The following is a 16,401-nucleotide window of genomic DNA, read 5'->3' as shown; positions in this document are numbered from 1 at the left end:
TCGCTTTGGAAATCCCAGTATTTCTTTTGCATAACCACCCGGAAATAACATGCAAAGTGAACCTAAAAACACTCCCGAGAACGCTTTGAGCGCCGGCGTTACCGATGAGCAAATTCTCCAAGCAGTCCAGAAGTCGGGTTACCCTCTTCAAACGATTATTGCTAACAAGCTTGGTGTAGACTTTCGGGTGCAGGAGGAGTGGAGTTTTGTAGATGGCGACAGCGGGGCACTTCGGACGCTTGACATCTGGGCATCTCGAAGGATGTTCGATCTACAAAGCGAGGATCAACCTTTTGTTCGACCGACGCTAGACCTGCTGATCGAGTGTAAACAATCTGATCTTCCATACGTTTTCTTCATCTCTGCTACACGGCCACGACTTCCCGAATTTCCTTATTTCGCGGGGCTCGCTCAAGACAAAATCGCTCTTACGACCGACGATGATAGTTCGACATACACAGAGACAATTTTGGGAGCGCTGAGCCTTTCCAATCACCCGTTTATTCTAAACGCGGCCGAACCGTGCATGACGTTCTCAAAATGTACTCGAAAGGGATCAGCTATCGAGCTATCAGGCACTGACGCATTTCAAAACACGATTCTTCCGCTCGCAAAGGCATTGCGATATTTTAAGAAGCAAGAAGAGCCGCCAAAGACGGCGCGTTACTTCGACTGTCACATCCCCCTTGCGATAGCGGTTCTTGATGCCCCGATGATCGCGGCCCGCATCGAAGGCGATCAACAATCGCTTACTCTAACGCCCTGGGTACGCGTGGTAAGACACGAAGCGACTCCAGCCGCGTCTTGGTTTGACCGCATGCAAACGTTAGGTATCGACGTTGTTCATAAATCATTCTTTGATCAATACCTGCAGCAGCACGCTATTCCTTTCGCGCAACAGTTTTCACCATTGGCAATAAAGCACCATGTCGAACTATCTTCCGGTAAGGGCTTCGCATCTGGCATGAATGCTAGGGGCTTCAATGAAGTCGAGCCGCGCCTGAGGCCAAGATCATGATGAACGCGTAGGATGGATTGAGCCGTTGCGAGACCCATCGCGCTTGTTTCGTGAGAAGATCGCGTCGTGACCGCGTACCGCCGCAACTTCGTTCGGGGTGGGGGCTTCTTCTTCCGTCAATCCGGCGGAGCGGAGGCTATCGTTGCTGACGGATCACGTAGGGTTGTTGCGCACGGCGTTTCGCGAAACGCATCGGCGCCATCCGTTCACGATCGATGCCATCGTGGTGCTGCCTGATCACCTTCACACGGTGTGGACGTTGCCGGAAGGCGATGCCGATTTTGCAATGCGTTGGCAGTTGATCAAGTCCACCTTTTCGCGCGGTCTGGCGCGCAACGAGAGGATATCGCAAAGCCGAGCGGCCAGAGGTGAACGGGGCATCTGGCAACGCAGATATTGGGAGCATACCATTCGCGACGAGGTCGATTTCGCGCGGCATGTCAATATGGTCACATCAATCCGGTCAAGCACGGGCTCGTCACCAGAGTCCGTGACTGGGCGCCCTCCTCGTTTCATCGCCACGTGAAACTCGGCAATTACCCGGCCGATGGGGCCGGCGATCAGTCGGATGACGGTCGCGATTACGGAGAGCGGGGATAGAGCAGTGATGGGTTTCGCAAGGGCTCAACCCATCCTACGAGCTCCGAGTCATGCCCGGCGCGCATCGGATGGACGACTTTTCGCGGCGCGAGCGATCGGGTACATCGAAGGCCATTCCGCTCCCCGGCACATATGGCCGGATCGACAAGGCCTGATGGATGACCGCTGAGAAATTACAGCCCGGCGCGCCCGCCCTGGAAAAGGGGTTGGACCTTCTGGAGGCGCTGGCGGGGGCGTCGCGGGGGCTGACGCAGAAGCAGCTCGCCGAGACCGTCGGGCGCTCCGTCGGCGAGATTTTCCGCATGTTGGTGGCGCTGGAGCGGCGGGGCTATGTCGCGCGGGATCCCGCGACCGGCGAATACACCTTGACGCTGAAGCTGTTCCGGATCGCCTCGCAATTCCCGCCGACCGAGCGGCTATTGAAGGCGGCGCTGCCGGTGATGGAGCAGCTGGCCTCGCGCGTGCAATTGTCCTGTCATCTCACGGTGCTGCACGGCGAGCAGTTCATGGTGATTGCCCGCATCGAGCCGGAATGGCTGATGGGCTGGTCGGTCAAGGTCGGCGCGGTGTTTCCGCTTACCCAGCAATACGCTTCGGCGAAGGTCCTGGCGGCCTTTCAGCTCGAGGGTCGGCGCGAGGAGCTGGCGCAGGTCATCGCCGCGCATGATCGCATCAGCGCAAAGAAGGCGCTGGCGGCGCTCGACCGCATTTCCTCGGACGGGGGAAATTTCTCCAATGCCGACGGCTACACCCGCATTCTCGCCTATAGCTGCCCAATCGTCGAAGCCTCCGGCCGCGCGGTGGCGGCATTGACCGTGCCGCTGGTCAGGCAGGATCAGATCCCGGCGAACGAGGCCAGCACCATCGCCGCCGAGCTGCGCAGCGCGGCCAGGATCGTCTCCGAGAAGATCGGCGGCATCGCCTAGGCAACGAGGGCTGCCGCATGTCGCACCGGGATGTTGCGGGCGGAGCCGGGCCTGCATGGTTCGAGACGCCCCGCCTGCGGCGGCCTCCTCACCATGAGGGTCTAACATCTCGCAGCAATGCACGACCTCATCCTGAGGGCGCGCCGCAGGCGTGCGTCTCGAAGGATGCGCCGCGGGCAAACTGGCAGCCACGTTTTCTTCACACGCGACAGCCCTTACCTTTAGGCCACGGTCATTCCGCCGTCGACGACCCAGGCCGCACCATTGACATGCGCCGCCTCGTCGGACGCGAGAAAGGCCACGACGTTGGCGACGTCCTGCGGCCGCCCATGGGCAGCCGCACCGTTTCGGCGCAAGGCCACCGCGTTGTCGCGCGCCTGCCCCTCCAATTCCCGGATCATGCGCGACTCGATCGGCCCGGGCAGGACGGCATTGATCCGGATCTTCGTTGCACCGACCTCCAGCGCCGCGGTGCGCGTCAATCCAAGCACCGCGTGCTTGGAGGCGACGTAGCCGGCGAGCCCGGCCCGGCCGCGGATCGCCGACGTCGAAGCTGTGTTGACGATCGTGCCCGCGCCGCGCGGGATCATTCGCGCGAGCACGTGCTTGAGGCCGAGGAAGACCCCCTTCACGTTGACCTGCAGCACCCGATCGAACGTGTCGTCGGGGTATTGGTGCAGTGGGGCGACGACACCCTCGATGCCGGCGTTGTTGGCGAAGATGCCGATCGGCCCCAATCGTGCCTCGACCGTCTCGACGAAAGCGGCGGTCTCGCGCGCGCTGGAGACGTCGGCGCCGATGGCGAGCGCCTTGCCGCCGGCGTCCTCGACGAGCCGCGCCACGGCGTTGGCCGCGGCGTCATCGCGGTCGACGATCGCGACCGCAGCGCTCATCCGCGCCAGCCTCAGCGCAATGGCGCGTCCGATATCGCCGCCGCCGCCGGTGACGAGCGCCACCGGCCGGCGGTCATCTGTGGTCATGATTTCAGGAACTCGCAGCCGCCGTCCTCCAGGGGCCGCCAGGCCTCGGCCGGCCCGATGGTCTTGACCAGCTTGTAGTAATCCCAGGGCTGCTTGGATTCCTCGGGCTTCTTCACCTCGAACAGATACATGTTGTGCAGCTTGCGGCCGTCGGCGCGCACGCTGCCCTTGCCGAACAGGGGATCGTTGGTCGGCAGCTTCTTCATCTGCTCGACCGCGGCCTTGCCGTCGCCGGAGGCGCCGAGCGCGGCGACCGCCTTGAGGTAGTGCAGCGTCGTTGCGTAGGCGCCGGCGTGCAAGGCGGTGGGGTAGCGGCCGTTGTTGCGCGGCGCGAACCGCTTGGTCCAGGCGCGGGTCTCGTCGTTCAGGTCCCAGTAGAAGGATTCGGTGAACTGCAGGCCCTGCGCGATCTTGAGGCCGAGCGAGTGCACGTCGCTGAGATAGAGCACGGTCGCCACCACGCGCTGGCCGCCTTGCGGGATGCCGAACTCGACCGCCTGCTTGATCGAATTGATGGTGTCGCCGCCGGCATTGACCAGGGCGATGATCTCCGCCTTCGAGGCCTGGGCCTGCAGCAGGAAGGAGGAGAAGTCCTGCGTGTTGATCGGCGTGCGGACCCCGCCGAGGACCTTGCCGCCGAATTTCTGCACGACGTTCTTGATGTCGCCTTCCATGGCATGGCCGAAGGCGTAGTCGGCGGTGAGCAGGAACCAGCTCTTGCCGCCACTCTCGACCACGGCGCGCGCGACACCGGACGAGAGCGCGTAAGTGTCGTAGGTCCAGTGCACGAGATTGGGCGAGCAGGACTTGCCGGTGAGGTCCGACGACGAGGCGCCCGAGACCAGCAATGTCTTGTTGTTCTGCTGCACGATGTTGCGGACCGCGAGCGCGACGGCCGAATTGGGCGCGTCGACGATCACGTCGACGCCCTGGCGATCGATCCACTCGCGCGCGATGTTGGCGCCGACATCGGCCTTGTTCATGTGGTCGCCGCTGATCACCTCGATCGGGCGGGCGATCTTGTGGGCCGCCTGGAAATCCTCGACGGCCATCCTGGCGCCGAGCACCGAGCCCGGACCGGTGACGTCGGCATAGAGGCTGGACATGTCCGTCAGCACGCCGATGCGAAGCGGCTTCGTCTCCTGCGCCCGCGCGCCAAGCCCTGCCATGCCCAATGCAAGACCACCCGCGCCGGCCAGCAGCCGCCGGCGGCTCACCCGATATCGTCCCACCATGTCCAAACCTCCCTTGCCGGTTCGTGCTTCTGCACGCATGTCTATTTTGTCGCCCGCGCGCGCATCGCGCGCAGGCCTATCTCCTCGTTACGGAACGAGCCGCTCGATGAGCCGGCGGTCCTCGACCTCGAAGCCGCCGCCATAGACGTCCGACACCATGAAGTGCGCGCCGAGGATTTCCGGATCGAGCTCGGCGATCGGATCGTACGGGCTGGCATGAAGGGTCATGGTGGCGCGGCCCGGCACCGGCGTGGAATATTTCAACGGGGTACGGCGATAGACGATGTCGGAATAGGCCGTGCCGAGCCGCTCGGGATGCGGCAGGCGGCGCACGTGGATCTCACCGGCCGGCAATTCGTCGCCGTCGACGATTCGAACGACCGGCGCAGATTGATCCGGCTTGAAGGAGAAATCGGCCAGCGGAATGCCGCGGCGCCGGACCCATCCAGTGATCGATCCGTCCGGATGCTCGTCGAAGGCGTAGTTTGTATCCTTCTTGGTGTAGCCGAACACCTCGCGTCCCGCGCAGATCCCCATGGGATCGCTGCAATACATGAAGATGTGCGTCTCGGTGAACAGCCCCTTGTAGCGCACCGGCACGGAGATCATCAGGTCGAACATCTCGCCGGCGTGCACGGCCAGCGAATGCCCGGGCGAACGCATGAAGCGGAAGGCGACGCGATCGCTCGCGATCTCGAACGGGGTGTCGGCAAGCAGCGCGGCGACCTTGCCCGGCGCGACCCGGGTCATGACCTCGACAGTACGCAGGGTGCAGCCCCACTCCACCGGATAGGCCGGCGAATAGGGGGGATTGACCCCGCTACCCGGCTTGAGCCGGTAGTCGCCAAACACGCGTCGACGCGGATCGTCGGGATCGGTGATCACATCGCTCATCGGGCTTGGCTTCCTCTGTTTTCATATATGATTTAGTAATTGCATATATGAAATCATGGATGAGTCAAGCCGCGCCCGCCCGCCGCCGTGGTGGCGACCGGGGTGGCGCGCCGGAACGATCTCAGATGGGATCACGCAAATGACTGCGAGGCACGGCGGAGGGAGACAACTTCACCCCGCGGACATCAGATTCCATCGCGCATTTGCTTGCGCCCGATGCGATGACCAATCGCACCAAGCAGTCCCGCGAGGACAAGCATCACGAGGAACTTGCTCCAGCCCGGCCCGTCGAAGACAAACTTGTTCGCGACGAGTGCGATCAGCACGCCGTAGCCGGCGAAGATCAGGCCCTTCCAGCGAACCGTCCAGTTGTGGCTCATTGCCGTTCCCTCTTTGAAGTGGGACAGCAATGCCATGAAGAAGTCGGCCCATCTGTGCGCGGCCTCACTTGAGATCGCATTTTGAGGGGCGCGCGCAGCACGAACTATGGGCGCACTTGCGCACGTGCGAGAATCCATTGTGCCGCAGCGTCGGCGGTGGGATGGATTCTCAGGTGCGCAAGTGCGCACCATAGCTCGCGCCCAGGAGGGCGCGCCCCGGAATGACGGCGGAGGCTGGCGCTGGCTGGCGAAAATCCTTAACGTCGCCCCTCGACCCCGAAACACCGAATCGTTTGCTCAATGCCGCCTGCGGAACAACTCAACAACGCCTTTGAATTCACCGTCTCCGAGCTCTCCCAGTCCCTGAAGCGGACGGTGGAGGACACCTACGGTCACGTCCGGGTCCGCGGCGAGATCTCCGGCTTTCGCGGCGCCCATTCCTCCGGCCATTGCTATTTCGCGCTCAAGGACGAGAGCGCCAAGATCGAGGCGGTGATCTGGAAGGGCGTGCACGGCCGGATGCGCTTCAAGCCCCAGGAGGGGCTCGAGGTGATCGCCACCGGCAAGCTGACGACCTATCCGGGCTCCTCGAAATACCAGATCGTGATCGAGGCGCTGGAGCCGGCCGGCATCGGCGCGCTGATGGCGCTGATGGAGGAGCGCAAGAAGAAGCTTGCCGCCGAAGGCCTGTTCGACGAGGCGCGCAAGCAGCTGCTGCCCTGGCTGCCGGAGGTGATCGGCGTCGTGACCTCGCCGACCGGCGCCGTGATCCGCGACATCCTGCACCGGCTGGAGGACCGCTTCCCCCGCCGCGTGCTGGTGTGGCCGGTGAAGGTGCAGGGCGAAGGCTCGGCCGAACAGGTCGCCGCGGCGATCCGCGGCTTCAACGCGCTGCCCGAGGGCGGCAAGATTCCGCGGCCCGACGTGCTGATCGTCGCGCGCGGCGGCGGCTCGCTTGAGGATCTCTGGTCGTTCAACGAGGAGATCGTGGTGCGGGCAGCAAGCGAAAGCATGATCCCGCTGATCTCGGCGGTGGGGCACGAGACCGACATCACGCTGATCGACTTCGTCGCCGACAAGCGCGCGCCGACGCCGACGGCGGCGGCCGAGATGGCGGTGCCGGTGCGCAGCGATCTGTTCGTCGAGGTCGCCGATCTCGGCCGCCGCACCCGCGCCTATTGGCTACGCGCCCAGGAAAGCCGCCGCAGCGAGCTGCGCGCCGCCGTGCGCGCGCTGCCGGCGGCCGGCGATCTGCTCGCCATTCCCCGGCAACGGCTGGATGCGGCGGGCGCCTCCCTGCCCCGCTGTCTCAAGGCCAACACGCACGCGCATTTCCGCAGGTTCACCGCGGCCAGCTCAAAGCTGACGCTGCGGGTGCTGCACGGCCAGATCGCACAGGCCGACCATCGCCTGACAGTGTGCGGCGAACGGCTCGGCCTGTCCGCGCGCTCGCTGCTGCGGCAGCGGCGCGACCGCTTTGCCGGGCTCCAGATTCGCCTGCGCGCTTCAAAACTCTCCAATGCGCAGGCGCAGCGCAACGCCATTGCCCGCCAGCGCGAGCGCACGCATCGCCTTGGCGAGCGCGCCGGCCGCGCGCTCGTCACGCTGATGCAGCGGCTGGAGGCCCGCGTCGAGAACAGCGGCAAGCTGCTCTCCGCGCTGTCCTACCGCAGCGTGCTCGCGCGCGGCTTTGCGCTGGTGCGCGACGAGGCCGGCCATCCCGTGCATGCGGCCGATGCGATCGGTCCAGGCGCGCGCGTCGAGATCGAGTTCGCCGATGGCCGCGTCGGCGCGACCGCGGATGCGGATCGCCCGGCGCCAGCAGCAAAACGCGCGCCGGCGCAGCCAAAGTCGGCCGCGCAGGATGCCAAGCCCGCGCCGAGGCGCGTGGCCAAGCCGGTGGATCAGGGCAGTTTGTTCTGAGGCACGACGGCGGCGCTCCACCCTCAATGTCATTCCCCGCGTAGGCGGGGAATCCAGTACGCCGTGGCTTCGCGGTGACTCACAGACGTCTCGGCGTACTGGATCGTCCGCCTTCGCGGACGATGACAGCGAGTATGTACGACGAGCCGCGCCTTCAGCGACACGACAATCCCGCGTCGATCGTGGTCCAGAAGCCGCAATGGTCCGGCGCGCGCAAGGGAGCGCCGGGGTGGGCTTCGTAGAGGCAGAGCGCGACGGTGAAGACGGCGAATGCCGAGAGCAGGGTGATGCGGTTGCGCATGGCATTGCGTTGAATCGATATCGTGGCCGAACCAAGGCGCTTCATCGGCTACCGCGCCAGCCACTTCACGACGTCCTTCTGCGACTCCGCGCGCGCTTGTGCCTCCATGCCGGGATGGCCGCGCCCGATTGCTGCGGCATCGTTGCTGGCGTGCAGCGGCGTGGTGGCGCGGTCGAAATCGTGATCGGCGCCGGGATAGACCACGATGCGCGCGAGCGCGCTGCGGCCATGCGCGCCTTCGACCATCTGGCGGCAGGCGGGCGGAGACGAGACGTCGTCATCGGCGCCGATCAGCACCAGTGTGGGCACCCGCGTGCTCCAGCCGAGGCCGGCGGAGATCCGGCAGTCGGGATAGAACGCGATCGCGGCACGGAAATCCGGACCCAAATCCGGACCCAGGTCCCGCGCGGCACTCTGCGGACGCACGGCCCAGAGCAGCGCGCTGGCGCCATTGGCCCAGCCCATCAGGCTGACGCGGTCGCGCGCCACCCAACTCTGCTTCATCAGCCAGGCCCGCGCCGCCGCGATGTCGCCGACGCGCTCACGCCGCGCCTTGACGTGCATCTCCTTGACGCGGCATTGCGGCCCGAGCTCGCGCGAGCCGTAGCTGTCGGGCCACAGCACGGCGTTACCGGCTTTGAGCAGACGCTCGGCCCAGTCGCGATAGCGCGGCAGGACGGAGTCGGAATGGCCACTGAGCCCACCACAGCCATGCAGCGCGATCACGGTCGGAAACGGGCCTGCGCCGTCGGGCTTGTAGAGCTGCGCATGGAGGATGCCTGACGCCAGCGGAATCTCGACTGCTAGCGGCGCCGGGGCAGCACGCGCGGCCGAGATCAGCAGCATCGCGAACAGGGCGGTCAATCGAAGGCGCATCGGACTCTGCCGTCGGAGGTGCCGGAACCAGCGCTGCTTCGCGGAAGGCATGATCACGCGGGAGCGGCGGCAAAACATCACAAGCCGGTGGGTTTACCGGGCGGACAAGCCGCCCTATCTATGCTACATCCCGGCCAACACATCGTGCCCTCCAGGGGTTTCCTTTGCGAGCGGCCTTCCACGGAGACTTTCGACCGTGCTGAACAAGTTCGGCCCCTCGGGCCATGGCGAAGCGCAGGTGCAATATCTCGACGGCGATTTCCGCGTGATCTCGCCGGGGACCTTCGTGCGCTGCGCGATCACCGACGTCCGGATCCCGCTCGACGAGCTGAAGTACTGGAGCGTCGACCTGCAGGAGGCCTACGCCACGCCCGCCGCCGTCCTGCAGCGGTATTTTCCCGGCGCGCCGAAACCGCAGGAATCGTGATCTCGCAGCGACGGCTGACGGCAAACTCATCGAACTCTCCTCGTCGGAAGATCGATAGAAGGATTGCGATGAATGTCGGCTGAATGGTGGGTAGTGCAGTGGCGTAGGGTGGGCAAAGCGCAGCGTGCCCACCACCTGTCTCCGAACGCAGCAGATCGTGGGCACGGCGCGTTGCGCCTTTGCCCACCCTACGAGATCATCAGCGCCGCGAAAACCGTCGCTCGCGCGCCTTGTAGAGATGGTCGCCGATCAATTTCCGCAGCTTGGCGGGATCGTCGAACTCGAGAGTGACGGCGAACGCCACGATGTCGTCAGGCACGCCCTCGCTGCCATAGAGGCGTGCGAGGTCCTTCTCCGTCGTCACCAGCGTGAGCTGCTCGCGCCGGGCCTCCGCCGCGAGAGCTGCGATCTCCTCGCCCGAGAACATGTGATGATCGGCGAAGGCGCGCGTGCGCGCGACCTCGATGCCGCAGGCGCGGAGGGTGCGGAAGAAGCGTTCGGGATCGCCGATGCCGGCGAAGGCGAATACCTTCCCTCCGTGCAGCCGCGCGAGCGAAGCCGGATCCGGCTTCAGCCGCGCGCGCAGCTCGGGCTTGTTGCGCTTGGCGAGCTCGGCGGCGACGTCGTTGGCGGCACGGCCGTCGCCGATCAGCACCAGCGCGTCGGTGCGCGCAAGCTGGGCCTGCAGCGGCGCGCGCAAGGGACCGGCGGGAAACACCTCGCCATTGCCGAGGCCGCGCTCACTGTCGATCACGATCAGCGAGGCGTCCTTGAGCAGGCGCGGGTTCTGAAAACCGTCGTCCATCAGGATCATGGTGGCGCCTTGCGACTTCGCCAGCGCGACACCGTCGAGGCGGTCGCGCGCGACCGCGACCGGGACGTCGCGCGCCATCATCAAGGGCTCGTCGCCGACATCGGCCGCATTGTGGCGGGCGCGGTCGACCATGACGGGGCCTTTCAGGCGCCCGCCATAGCCGCGGCTGAGCACCACCGGCGTCTCGCCGAGCGCGCGCAGCAGCTTCGTCAGCGCCAGCACGGTCGGGGTCTTGCCGGCGCCGCCGACATGGTAATTGCCGACGCAGATCACGGGAATGCCGGCGTCGGTGCTCTGGCGCAGCATGCGCCATTCGGCGATCGTGCCATAGAGCGCCCCGAGCGGCCATAACGCATATGAAGCAAGAGAACGTGGCCGGTACCAGAAGGCCGGCTCACGCATTGGCGGCCCCCATCTCGATCCGCAATTGCAGCAGATAGGGCTCGAGCGCCGTCATGGTGCGATCCAGCGCGCCGCCGAGCTGCTCGACCACACCGGCGCCGGCGCGCTGCATCTTCTCGCGGACGGTGGGCTCGGCCAGCAGCAGGCCGAGCTGCTTGACCAGCGCCTCCTGCGTATCGGCCTGCCGCGCCGCGCCGCTCGCATCGAGCGTCTCAAACAATTCGGCGAAGTTGAAGACGTGCGGACCATGGATGACGGCGGCGCCGAGCTTGATCGCCTCGATCGGATTCTGCCCGCCGTGGCGGATCAGCGATCCGCCCATGAACACGATCGGCGAGAGGCGGTAGAACAGGCCGAGCTCGCCCATGGTGTCGGCGACATAGATGTCGGTGGTCGCGGTCGGCAGCTCCTCGCGCGAGCGCAACGCCGGCGTCAGGCCCGAGGCCGTGACCAGGCCGGCGATCGAAGAGCCGCGATCGGGATGCCGCGGCACGATCACGGTGAGGAGCTGCGGGAAGAAGCCGACCAGGCTGCGATGCGCCGCGACCAGCATCTCGTCCTCGCCCGGATGGGTCGAAGCCGCGACGATGATCGGCCGGCCGCGCGTCATCGCCATCAGCCGCTCGAGCCTGGCGGGATCGGCCGGCGGCGCCGGCACGTCGAGCTTGAGATTGCCCGTGGTGACGACATCGCGGCCGCCCAGCGCGGAGAAGCGCTCGGCATCGATCTTCGACTGCGCCAGGCAAATGTCGAACCGCGACAGCAGCGCCGAGATGGTGCCGTGCATGCGCTGCCAGCGCGGGAAGGAGCGCGGCGACATCCGGCCGTTGATCAGCACCATCGGCACGCGGCGCGCCGCCCCGGCCAGGATCAGGTTCGGCCACAGATCGGATTCGGTGAACAAGGCCAGCGACGGCTTCCAATGGTCGAGGAAGCGCGCGACGTAGCGCGGCGAATCATACGGCACGTATTGATGGATGACATCGGGCGGAAAGCGCTTTGCGACCACGGCAGCCGAGGTGACGGTGCCCGAGGTGAGCAGGATGCGCAGGTTGAGATCGCGCAAACGCTCGATCAGCGCCGCCGCGGCCAGCACCTCGCCGACGCTGGCGCCGTGGATCCAGACCAGCGGGCCATGCGGCCGCACGTCGCGTGAGATGCCGCGCCGCTCGCCGACGCGCGCGGGGTCTTCCTTGCCTTGCCTCAGCCGCCGCTTGATCAGCACAGGCGCAAGCGGCACCAGACCCGCGGCCAGGCGCCGATACATCCGCAACGTCATCGGCAGCGCAATGGGCAGCGATTTAGCCATCTTGCGGCCCCGGGCGGCCGAGCTGCGCATAGGCGCGGCGGGTCGCCTCGTTCAACGTCTCTTCCAGCTCCAGCCGCAACGCTTCCATCGTGGCGGCGTCGGCATCTGCGGGAACGTGGATTTCCTTGATGCCGACCAGGGCGCCGCGCCCGAACGGCAGGTTGATGGTGGTGCGGTCCCAGTTCTTCAGCCGGATGAAGCGGCTCGTCGCCATCGCGAAAGGCATGATCGGCCGCCCCGATTCCCGTGCCAGCATGATGATTCCGAGCCCGGCCACGCGGGCGCGCTTGGGGACATCGGCAGTCAGCGCGACATTACAACCGTCCTGGAGCGTCCGCACCATTTCCTTGAAGGCGCCGACTCCGCCCTTGCGGTGGAAGGCGCCGCCATGATCGCCGGAACCGCGGATCAGGCCGATGCCGAGCCGCTCCACCGCGATGGCGTTGAACTCGCCGTCGCGGTGACGGGAGATCAGGACCTTGGCGCGATAGGAGGCCTTGTTCTGGTTCTTGATGAAGGGCGTGAGGAAATGCTGGCCGTGCCAGAAGGCGAAGATCGCCGGGAGCTGCGGCTCGACGCGTTCATAGACGTCGGGCGGATCCAGCGTGAACTTGTTGGTCCGCCAGACCAGGCGCAGATATTCGGCCGCCAGAACCCCGACGGCACGCTGAAACCAGCTGCTCCGCAGCGTATTGCGAAGCAGTCTCTTCAACGTGCCGGTTCTTGATTCGGGTCGAGCAGCCGATGGAGATGGACGATGAAATAGCGCATCTGCGCGTTGTCGACCGTCGACTGCGCCTTGGCCCGCCAGGCGGCGTGGGCGCTCGCGTAATTCGGATAGAGGCCGACGATCTCGACGTCGTCGAGATTCTTGAAGACATTCTGCTCGAGATCGACGAGCTCGCCGCCGATGACGAGGTGAAGCAATTGCTGCGGGGCACTATCTGGCATCAGTTCTGTTCCTAACGGGCTGCCCGGCAAAGCAGTGTTCGACAAGCACAGTGTTTGACAGGCACGACGACGAGCGCTTCAGGCCAGGGGGCGGCTTCGAAAATGCGCGACAATGCCCGCATGACGATCGCGTCCCGCTGCCACCAGCACCCCGTGCGCCACTTCCCGGCGGTTATAGAGGATGGGTTCTCCGGAGAGGTCGCTCATCCTACCATCGGCTTCCTGCACGATCAAATCGGCCGCCGCAAGGTCCCAATCGTGGCTGTTGCCCCCCGCAAAAGCCGCATCCAGCGCGCCATGGGCGACCCGGCACAGCCGCAACGCCAGCGAGCCGATTCGCGGATGCAGCTTGATCTCGCCGAGCGACGGCTTCAGCCGCTCGACCAGCGGCTTCGGCCCCGCGACGCGGGCGAAATCCAGTTCGGCTCCGGAGCTCGCCCGCACCGGCTTGTCGTTGAGCGTCGTGCCCTGGCCTCGCACGGCGAAGAAGAACTCGCCGGTCGTCGGCGCGAACACCGCGGCAAGCACCGGTGCAGCATCCGCGACCAGTGCGACGCTGACGCACCATTCGTCATGGCCGCCGAGATAGTTGCGGGTGCCGTCGATGGGATCGACGATCCAGGTCAGCCGTCGCGACAGCCGGTCAGCGTCATCGGCGCTCTCCTCGGACAGCCAGCCATAATCCGGCGTCGCGCTGCGCAAGCGCGTTTCGAGCAGATCGTTGACGGCGATGTCGGCCTCCGACACCGGCGAGGAGGCGCCCTTGGTCCACTTCTTCAGCTCGGTCCGGAACATCGACTGCGCCAGCGTGCCAGCTTCCCGCACCGCGTCCTGCAGCAGCGCCGCGTCGCGCGTCAGGATCGTGTCGTTCGCGTCAGCGTCCGCCAAGCGTCAAACCCTCGATGCGCACCGTCGGCGCATTGATGCCGTAGCGGAATTCGAGATTGTTCGCGGGCTGCATCGACTTGAAGATCTCGAACAGATGGCCGGCGATGGTGACTTCGCTGACGGGATAGGTGATCTCGCCGTTCTCGATCCAGAAGCCGGAAGCGCCGCGGCTGTAATCGCCGGTCACGCCGTTGACGCCGGAGCCGATCAGATCGGTGACGTAGAAACCTTGGCTGATGTCGGAGATCAGCTCGGCCGGGCTCGGCGTGCCGGGCTCGAGATGCAGATTGTACGGTCCGGGCGACGGCGAGGAGGAGACGCCGCGATGGGCGTGGCCGGTGGTGACGAGGCCGAGCTCGCGCGCGGTGGCGCAATCGAGCAGCCAGGTCGTCAGCACGCCCTCGTCGACCAGCGCGGTTCTCTTCACCGCGACGCCCTCGGCGTCGAAGGTCTGCGAGCGCAGGCCGCGCTTGCGCAGGGGATCGTCGATGATGCGGATGTTGTTGGCGAACAGCTGCTGGCCGAGCTTGTCCTTCAGGAAGCTGGTCTTGCGCGCGATCGAGGCGCCGTTGATGGCGCCGACGAGATGACCGACCAGCGAGCCGGCAACGCGCGGATCGAACACGACGGGGACCTTGCAGGTTTCGACCTTGCGCGGATTGGAGCGCGCCACGGTGCGCTCTCCGGCGGAACGGCCGACGGCTTCCGGCGACAACAGATCGGCGGCATGCGGCGCCGAGGTGAAGTCGTAGTCGCGCTCCATGCCGGTGCCCTCGCCCGAGATGGCGGTGGCCGAGATGCCCTGGCTGGAGCGCAGGTAGGAGCCGTGGAAGCCGGTCGAGGTGACGAGCACCATGCCGCCGATGCCGGCCGAAGCCGAGGCGCCGCCGGATTTTGTCACGCCCTTCACCGCGAGCGCCGCGGCTTCGGCCGCGAGCGCGCGGCGCTCGAGCTCGCTGGTTGCGGGCACGCCGGGATCGAGCAGGTCGAGATCGGGGAAATCGCGCGCGAGCAGCGCGGGATCGGCGAGGCCGACATATTTGTCGTCGGGCGCGACGCGCGCCATCGCGACCGCGCGTTCGGCAAGCTTGGTCACGGCATCGCCGCTGACGTCGTTGGTCGAGACCACCGCCTGGCGCTGGCCGACCAGCACCCGCAGGCCGACATCGTCGCCCTCCGACCGCTCGGATTCCTCGACGCGTCCGTCGCGCACCTCGACGCCTTGCGAGACGCCGCGCACCGCGACCGCATCGGCCGCATCCGCGCCCGCGCGCCTGGCCGCCTCGACCAGCCGCTGCGCGAGATCGGAGAGCGCGGACTGATCGAACAGGTCGCGATGGGCTGTGGTCGAGCTTGCGGACGGTGAAGAGTTCACGAACGAAATCCTGTTGGGGCGGGGTGCGGGGACCGGAACCCACAGATGTGCCCTGATCGCGCGGACTTCAAGCATTTTCAGCCCGCCAAAAGCTCAGATTCGCACCGTCGGCGCAACGTCTCGTCAATCATGCGCGCCAAGGTCTTGTCAATCATGAGGAGCAGTGACGGTGGGTTAACCAGCCTTTTTAAGCGGTTTCGGAAGAGCGCGCGCTAAGGTCCTCGCATCGACCGGGAACATAATCCCGGCGGGGAGAACTAGAGCCGTGAGGCGTCAAACAGCAACATGCGGGGCCCACCCCGCCGGGTCGAGCCGCTCGCTGCGGCTCGACCCTCTTTCCCTTCCGGTCCGCTTCGATGCGCACGACCCGCGCGCCGACGGATATACGAGGCAGATCGAGCTTCATCGCGAACGTGTCGTGCTGCGCCGTGCCGTCCGCGGCATGCAGATGGCGATCAATGTTCGCGTCAGCGACTTCACCGGCGTCGCGCTGCGCGGCAACGACGAGGCCCAGGCCCTCGTGCTGGTGCATCGCGATCCCTCGCTGTCCGTGCCGCTGCTGGTCGGGGCCGATGGCGAAGAACTCGCGGAAGCCTGGGCGGTCTGGAGCGAAATCTTCGCGCTGCCCCAGCTCGACGAGGGCGCCCGCAAGCCCGCAGCCCGCCGCCGCCGCGCCAACGCGATCCGCGCCCGTCGTCCGAAATTCCTGATGCGTCGCCGTGTTGCGATGGCGCGCGAGTTGCCCGTGCATCGCGAAGAGCGCGAGATCATCGCGCGGAATTAGGCGGCAATCACGGTGCCGTAGGTGCCGTAGGGTGGGCAAAGCGCAAGCGTGCCCACCTTCTTTTTCAATCATCGAGAGATCGTGGGCACGGCGCAAATGCGCCTTTGCCCACCCTCATATGGGGATTTGTGAGTCAAGGCCTATCGATTGGCTTGAGTGAGTTTGGCACGGTGCGAGGGCGGCGCGCGGAGCCATGCGTAGCGCAGCGCGACGACCGTGATCCGGGCGAGGATTGGCTTCCGAAGATTTATGCAGCTCACTGCATCACCTGAAAATTGTGCCATTATGGTCGGTGGTGAGCGTGGCTGTCGATGCTTG

General features: G+C 65.7%; 17 protein-coding genes and 1 pseudogene. 6 read left to right on the top strand and 12 right to left on the bottom strand.

What is annotated here, in order from left to right:
* Positions 1–49 precede the first annotated feature (49 nt).
* The 3 genes and pseudogenes from DCM80_RS16570 to DCM80_RS16560 all read left to right on the top strand — a co-directional run bounded on the left by DCM80_RS16570 (position 50) and on the right by DCM80_RS16560 (position 2,544).
* Positions 50–1,018 carry a hypothetical protein gene (locus DCM80_RS16570; protein WP_257192686.1) on the top strand — a complete coding sequence of 323 codons (969 nt, stop codon included), beginning with the start codon at positions 50–52 and terminating at the stop codon, positions 1,016–1,018.
* A 66-nt stretch (positions 1,019–1,084) separates the two neighbouring features.
* Positions 1,085–1,618 (top strand): annotated as a pseudogene (locus tag DCM80_RS16565) (transposase).
* Between the two features lie 158 nt (positions 1,619–1,776).
* The gene (locus tag DCM80_RS16560; protein ID WP_257192685.1) at positions 1,777–2,544 is read left to right on the top strand and encodes an IclR family transcriptional regulator; all 768 of its coding nucleotides are present in this window, start codon (positions 1,777–1,779) and stop codon (positions 2,542–2,544) included.
* 221 nt (positions 2,545–2,765) lie between these two features.
* Here the strand turns inward: DCM80_RS16560 and DCM80_RS16555 are convergent, their stop codons facing one another.
* The 4 genes from DCM80_RS16555 to DCM80_RS16540 form a co-directional block, all read right to left on the bottom strand.
* Positions 2,766–3,524: an SDR family NAD(P)-dependent oxidoreductase gene (locus tag DCM80_RS16555; protein WP_257192684.1), complete on the bottom strand. Its 759-nt coding sequence runs from the start codon at positions 3,522–3,524 to the stop codon at positions 2,766–2,768.
* The gene (locus tag DCM80_RS16550) at positions 3,521–4,759 is read right to left on the bottom strand and encodes an ABC transporter substrate-binding protein (RefSeq protein ID WP_373569359.1); all 1,239 of its coding nucleotides are present in this window, start codon (positions 4,757–4,759) and stop codon (positions 3,521–3,523) included. Before DCM80_RS16550 ends, DCM80_RS16555 begins: the two co-directional genes overlap by 4 nt.
* A gap of 87 nt (positions 4,760–4,846) precedes the next feature.
* The gene (locus DCM80_RS16545; RefSeq protein WP_257192682.1) at positions 4,847–5,653 is read right to left on the bottom strand and encodes an acetoacetate decarboxylase family protein; all 807 of its coding nucleotides are present in this window, start codon (positions 5,651–5,653) and stop codon (positions 4,847–4,849) included.
* Positions 5,654–5,838: 185 nt separating this feature from the next.
* Positions 5,839–6,069: a hypothetical protein gene (locus tag DCM80_RS16540; RefSeq protein WP_257192681.1), complete on the bottom strand. Its 231-nt coding sequence runs from the start codon at positions 6,067–6,069 to the stop codon at positions 5,839–5,841.
* Positions 6,070–6,333: 264 nt separating this feature from the next.
* Here DCM80_RS16540 and xseA point away from each other — a divergent pair, with 264 nt between their 5' ends.
* Positions 6,334–7,956: an exodeoxyribonuclease VII large subunit gene (xseA, locus tag DCM80_RS16535; protein WP_257192680.1), complete on the top strand. Its 1,623-nt coding sequence runs from the start codon at positions 6,334–6,336 to the stop codon at positions 7,954–7,956.
* A gap of 154 nt (positions 7,957–8,110) precedes the next feature.
* Here xseA and DCM80_RS16530 read toward each other — a convergent pair whose 3' ends face one another.
* Together DCM80_RS16530 and DCM80_RS16525 are read right to left on the bottom strand one after the other, a co-directional pair.
* Positions 8,111–8,257 (bottom strand): hypothetical protein, encoded by a 147-nt coding sequence (locus tag DCM80_RS16530; RefSeq protein ID WP_257192678.1) that lies wholly within the window; start codon positions 8,255–8,257, stop codon positions 8,111–8,113.
* A gap of 48 nt (positions 8,258–8,305) precedes the next feature.
* Positions 8,306–9,133: a dienelactone hydrolase family protein gene (locus DCM80_RS16525; RefSeq protein ID WP_257192676.1), complete on the bottom strand. Its 828-nt coding sequence runs from the start codon at positions 9,131–9,133 to the stop codon at positions 8,306–8,308.
* A gap of 196 nt (positions 9,134–9,329) precedes the next feature.
* On the opposite strand from DCM80_RS16525, the gene DCM80_RS16520 reads away from it, so the two are divergent.
* Positions 9,330–9,560 carry a DUF2093 domain-containing protein gene (locus tag DCM80_RS16520; protein ID WP_257192674.1) on the top strand — a complete coding sequence of 77 codons (231 nt, stop codon included), beginning with the start codon at positions 9,330–9,332 and terminating at the stop codon, positions 9,558–9,560.
* Between the two features lie 199 nt (positions 9,561–9,759).
* Here DCM80_RS16520 and lpxK read toward each other — a convergent pair whose 3' ends face one another.
* From lpxK to DCM80_RS16490, 6 genes are all read right to left on the bottom strand, one after another.
* On the bottom strand, positions 9,760–10,776 hold the full coding sequence (gene lpxK, locus DCM80_RS16515; RefSeq protein ID WP_257192672.1) for a tetraacyldisaccharide 4'-kinase: 1,017 nt from the start codon (positions 10,774–10,776) through the stop codon (positions 9,760–9,762).
* Entirely contained in the window at positions 10,769–12,115 is a 1,347-nt protein-coding gene (locus DCM80_RS16510) for a 3-deoxy-D-manno-octulosonic acid transferase (protein WP_257192671.1), read from the bottom strand. The genes lpxK and DCM80_RS16510 overlap by 8 nt, the downstream gene beginning before the upstream one ends.
* Complete coding sequence (locus DCM80_RS16505) at positions 12,078–12,797, bottom strand: lysophospholipid acyltransferase family protein (RefSeq protein ID WP_257192670.1); 720 nt, start codon at positions 12,795–12,797, stop codon at positions 12,078–12,080. Before DCM80_RS16505 ends, DCM80_RS16510 begins: the two co-directional genes overlap by 38 nt.
* On the bottom strand, positions 12,794–13,036 hold the full coding sequence (locus DCM80_RS16500; RefSeq protein WP_257192669.1) for a DUF4170 domain-containing protein: 243 nt from the start codon (positions 13,034–13,036) through the stop codon (positions 12,794–12,796). The genes DCM80_RS16505 and DCM80_RS16500 overlap by 4 nt, the downstream gene beginning before the upstream one ends.
* A gap of 78 nt (positions 13,037–13,114) precedes the next feature.
* A complete protein-coding gene (locus DCM80_RS16495) occupies positions 13,115–13,924 on the bottom strand; it encodes a 3'(2'),5'-bisphosphate nucleotidase CysQ (protein WP_257192667.1) in 810 nt (269 codons plus the stop codon).
* Complete coding sequence (locus DCM80_RS16490) at positions 13,911–15,299, bottom strand: TldD/PmbA family protein (RefSeq protein ID WP_257192666.1); 1,389 nt, start codon at positions 15,297–15,299, stop codon at positions 13,911–13,913. Before DCM80_RS16490 ends, DCM80_RS16495 begins: the two co-directional genes overlap by 14 nt.
* Before the next feature lie 265 nt (positions 15,300–15,564).
* Here DCM80_RS16490 and DCM80_RS16485 point away from each other — a divergent pair, with 265 nt between their 5' ends.
* Positions 15,565–16,083: a DUF6101 family protein gene (locus DCM80_RS16485; RefSeq protein WP_257192665.1), complete on the top strand. Its 519-nt coding sequence runs from the start codon at positions 15,565–15,567 to the stop codon at positions 16,081–16,083.
* Positions 16,084–16,401: the final 318 nt, after the last annotated feature.

The sequence above is a fragment of the Bradyrhizobium sp. WBOS08 genome, from assembly GCF_024585125.1.
GTDB lineage: Bacteria > Pseudomonadota > Alphaproteobacteria > Rhizobiales > Xanthobacteraceae > Bradyrhizobium > Bradyrhizobium japonicum_B.
Note: the sequence above shows the minus strand (reverse complement) of the source record. Positions and strands in the feature narration are given on the sequence as shown.